Annotated in this window: 3 protein-coding genes and 1 rRNA gene; 3 read left to right on the top strand and 1 reads right to left on the bottom strand. The window is 41.6% G+C overall.

Annotation, left to right across the window (positions count from 1 at the left end; genetic code table 11):
• Together rrf and QOS03_RS08965 are read left to right on the top strand one after the other, a co-directional pair.
• Positions 1 to 98, top strand: a 5S ribosomal RNA gene (rrf, locus tag QOS03_RS08970); the annotation flags it as partial.
• A 266-nt stretch (positions 99 to 364) separates the two neighbouring features.
• Entirely contained in the window at positions 365 to 523 is a 159-nt protein-coding gene (locus QOS03_RS08965) for a hypothetical protein (protein ID WP_169462703.1), read from the top strand.
• Between the two features lie 149 nt (positions 524 to 672).
• On the opposite strand, the gene QOS03_RS08960 is transcribed toward QOS03_RS08965, so the two are convergent.
• Positions 673 to 816 carry a hypothetical protein gene (locus QOS03_RS08960; protein WP_169462702.1) on the bottom strand — a complete coding sequence of 48 codons (144 nt, stop codon included), beginning with the start codon at positions 814 to 816 and terminating at the stop codon, positions 673 to 675.
• Between the two features lie 304 nt (positions 817 to 1,120).
• Here QOS03_RS08960 and QOS03_RS08955 point away from each other — a divergent pair, with 304 nt between their 5' ends.
• Complete coding sequence (locus QOS03_RS08955; protein WP_240936911.1) at positions 1,121 to 2,470, top strand: MATE family efflux transporter; 1,350 nt, start codon at positions 1,121 to 1,123, stop codon at positions 2,468 to 2,470.
• The last annotated feature ends 862 nt before the right edge of the window (positions 2,471 to 3,332 follow it).

The raw sequence follows: 3,332 nt of genomic DNA, 5'->3' as shown, positions 1-3,332 counted from the left end.
AGGATACACCTGTTCCCATGCCGAACACAGAAGTTAAGCTTCAACGCGCCGAAAGTAGTTGGGGGATCGCTCCCTGCAAGGATAGGGCATTGCCATGCAAATTAAAAAACGTCACGGTCAATTACTGATCGTGGCGTTTTTTTACTGTCTGATCGAAGGATGAGTGGCAGATTATCAAAGCATATCAAGATAGCTTTGAGCAGTTCAGCTACTTCGGAATAAGAAACAGGCCCGTGGAAATTCTATGAGCCTGTTGATCGTTGGCTGCCAAATCAGCAGTTTGATTCTGCTAGATTAATCTGATGGCTGAAAGTATCCTTGCTGGATGCCGATTTGATACTGAATTTCACCAGAGGTCTTCAGATTGTCAGCTGCTATTGTTTGGTCATCTTGTGCAATGGCAGAAGCAGAGTCGTTGCTTGAGCTGCTGATCGAATTAGCCGAAACCGATTATGATGACTCAAAGATGCGGTCGACTGTGATTTTTGATCGTCATTGTCGACAGTGGACGATGTGGAATTAAACGACTTGGCAAGTTTAATTATTCGTTTACTCGTCTTGCCGCTTATACTGGTTTGATCCTTACCGCTGACTGTGTCGTTAATATAAAGTAACATTGAAAATTTTTTGTGTACCCAGACTGACTGACTTGGCAGCGTGGCTGGATTTTAGTTAGTTACTATCATCATTTTGACTCCCCAGTGAACCTAGGCCCCCAGCACTAGGAACACGATTATAATTTAAACCCAGATCTGTCAGTAAAATGTTTTTTTCTATATAGAGCGTATCGTTGGCGTCTTTGATCTTTTTAACCATAAAAATTCTTCCCAATAATATCGTTGCAGGCAAGCCGAACTTGACCTGCTATTTTATTAACATGGGGGATCGTTCTTAAAGCGCGTCGACGTATAAAAAGTTGAATAGGTATCTATACTGGCAGCTTAAGATTGAAAGGAATCTTGCAAATCATAGAATTAAGGGTTTCCTCAACTGTTGATCAGCGTTACACTAGCTTTTGTGCAATTTTGTAGAGAAAAGAGAGTGAATGTATCCAATGGATGAAGAAGCGACGAGGCCTTCTCACCAACTCAATATGCTTGAGGGTGGCATCTTCGGAAAAATGTGCAGGGTGGCGCTGCCGATTGCGCTAATGAGTACCTTGCAGCAGCTGTTTAACGCAACCGATATGGCGGTGGCCGGGCGTTTTGCCTCCAGCAATGCTATGGCGGCGGTTGGTTCTAATGCGCCAGTCATCAATATCGTAGTTATGCTGTTTACTGGCCTTTCAATCGGTTCCAACGTACTGATCGCTGGTCTGGTCGGTGCCGGTAAAAAAGAACGCGTCAATGAGGCGATGCATACCGGCTTTGCAGTAGCTTTAATCAGTGGCTTTATTATGTTGATGGTAGGAACTCTGATTGCCAAGCCGATCTTAGGGTTGCTTGATACGCCAGCCAGTATCATGCCGTTAGCGGTCAGCTATCTGAGGCTGTATTTTTTAGGTATGCCGTTTTTAATGATCTATGATTTTGGCAATGCCGTGTTAAGAGCAGTCGGTGATACTAAACGGCCATTGTTTTGTCTGATGTTTTCTGGTCTGGTCAATGTAGTCTTGAATTTGATTTTGGTGATTGGCTTTCAGATGAGTTCAGATGGAACGGCGATTGCAACCACGATTGCCAATGCTGTCAGTGCGACCTTGATCTACCGGTTGTTGGTTAAAGAAACAGGTATGTTGCATTTTGAGTGGAGAAGACTGACGTTAAATCGGACTTATCTAAAAAGAATCATTGCCATTGGTGGTCCGGCCGGTCTGCAAGGCATGATTTTTTCGGTTTCTAATATTGTGATTCAAGCAGCTATTAATCATTTTGGGGCAGCTTGTGTAGCTGGCAACTCTGCGGGATTGAACTTTGAATATATCAGCTACTTTTTCGTCAATGGCTTTGCCCAGGCAACGGTAACTTTTATCAGTCAAAATTATGCTGCACATCAATACCAGCGTTGTCGTAAAATTGCACGGATTGCAATGATCAGTGCTGTTTTGTTTACAGCAGTTGTCTCGATGACTTTTTACGTTTTTCGCTATCCATTGGTTGATGATATCTTTTCGACCAACCAAGCTGTCGTCCATTATGCAATTATTCGAATAACCTTTATTGCGTTGTTAGAGCCTTTGACGGCAACTTATGAGATTGCCGGGGGGAGCCTCAGGGGAATCGGCCATTCTCTGGCACCTGCCATTATTACACTGGTTGGTTGCTGCATTTTACGTGTTGTCTATATTGCGGTTATGCTGCCGCATTTTACGAATTTTACCCAAGTTGCTTTGATCTATCCGGTTACCTGGATTGTTACTGGAACAGCGGTAATTTGCTTATATGAGTCGGTTACGCGCAAGGAATACGTGCCTGATGAAAAAGAAGAACCAATAGCTGTCGACAGATTACAATTGGCATCGCATCATTAATTTAATTATGCCTATCCATCCCGTGACTTTAGTCATGGGATGGATAGGCCTGCTATGATCTAATATCTGTAGATAGTAATTAACTTAGTAACTGCCTCGCTGAGAACTAAAGTGAGTATTACAGCATTATAAGACTGACTATCTAACAACTATTGATATATCATTCCTATGGCAACCTGGGAATGTAAAAGGCATTGGTAATTAGATGATCACTGCTCAAGCAACCGTGGCTGTTTGAGTAAATCGTCCGTATCTATGCAAATTGTGATTCAGACACTCAATATCGGGGTGTCTGCTCACAAGCCATCGACTTTTAGCCGATGGTGGTTGACTAGGTTATACCCGATTCTTGAGTATTCAAGGATTGGGTTTTATTTTTGAATCGCTGACTGTGTCACCAGCATACAGAAGAATATTTTCTCCGTATAACTCAAATTGCCCGTGTAAATAATTCGTCTGCTGTAAGGTCATACGGAATAACTGTGCAGCAGATGATGAGTAAATTTGTTAGCATGAAAAGAGATTTGATAAATCAGCGAAAAACTATTGACGATGCTCATTAAAACCTGTATAGTTAAATACCGTTGTCACAGCAAGATGTTGTTGACAACGATCAGTAAAGTTAAATTAGTTGTTGACAGATTCATTTAATTTTGCTAAACTATAAAAGTTGTCGATTGATGAATGACAACTCACTTAACAAATTGATTTAAAAAAGTTCTTGACTCAGAATGACCAATATGTTAAAATCGAATACGTCATCGAAGCAATAGCAAATTCGATGTTTGGTAGACCTTTGAAAACTGAATACAGTTTCGACGAACACAAATGTGCAGGGTCATCAATCATTACGATTGATGCA

Source organism: Limosilactobacillus pulli, assembly GCF_947381555.1.
In the GTDB taxonomy this organism is placed as follows: domain Bacteria; phylum Bacillota; class Bacilli; order Lactobacillales; family Lactobacillaceae; genus Limosilactobacillus; species Limosilactobacillus pulli.
Note: the sequence above shows the minus strand (reverse complement) of the source record. Positions and strands in the feature narration are given on the sequence as shown.

Coding starts and splice junctions, on each gene's coding strand:
- QOS03_RS08960 (WP_169462702.1), bottom strand. CDS start 816: ATGGTTAAAAAGATCAAAGACGCCAACGATACGCTCTATATAGAAAAA.
- QOS03_RS08955 (WP_240936911.1), top strand. CDS start 1,121: ATGTGCAGGGTGGCGCTGCCGATTGCGCTAATGAGTACCTTGCAGCAG.